Source organism: Pseudogemmobacter faecipullorum (assembly GCF_020539525.1).
Classification (GTDB): domain Bacteria; phylum Pseudomonadota; class Alphaproteobacteria; order Rhodobacterales; family Rhodobacteraceae; genus Pseudogemmobacter; species Pseudogemmobacter faecipullorum.
Genome location: NZ_JACDXX010000096.1, coordinates 1 through 542 on the forward strand (window position 1 = coordinate 1; position 542 = coordinate 542).

General features: G+C 63.3%; 2 protein-coding genes. Both read left to right on the forward strand.

The window, feature by feature from the left end; genetic code table 11:
• A partial coding sequence (locus tag H0485_RS21370; RefSeq protein ID WP_226937882.1) for a hypothetical protein occupies window positions 1–310 on the forward strand: 310 nt, incomplete at its 5' end.
• A 14-nt stretch (window positions 311–324) separates the two neighbouring features.
• The coding region (locus tag H0485_RS21375; protein WP_226937883.1) for a hypothetical protein at window positions 325–542 on the forward strand (218 nt) is incomplete at its 3' end.

Sequence of the window (542 nt, forward strand, 5' to 3'; positions counted from 1 at the left end):
GGGACCCCTTGAGGTGCTGGCACCGGATGCGGCGCTGGATGACGGCGCCGGTCTGCAAGCTCCGGCCACCGGCAAACCCGGCGAAGTCATCACCATCAGCTGGAGCGGCGGCAGTGACAGTGCCGATCAGCGTGTGGCGCTGGCCCGTGCCGATCAGGCCGATTTCAGCTGGATCATCGCGGAAAGTGCCATTGGGCGCAGCAGCCTTGAGATCACGCTGCCGGATGCACCGGGCCGCTACGAATTGCGTTTCCTCGACGTGGCAGGACAGGCCGTGCTGGGCCGGACCATCATCGAAGTCGCACCCTGAGACAGGAGCATATGATGACAAGGCATCTTTTCGCGGTGCTGGCCGTTGCAGCCCTCGTCTCACCCGCCATGGCGCAGGTGACCACCGGAACCATCACCGGCACATTGGATGGCACACCGACAAGCTGGACCTTCTCTGCCACGCAATCGGATTTCGTCTGGGATACCAATTACGCCAGAATCTCGCTGATGGGCTGGCCCGATGCGGCACCCGAGTGGTTCGCCATGATCAG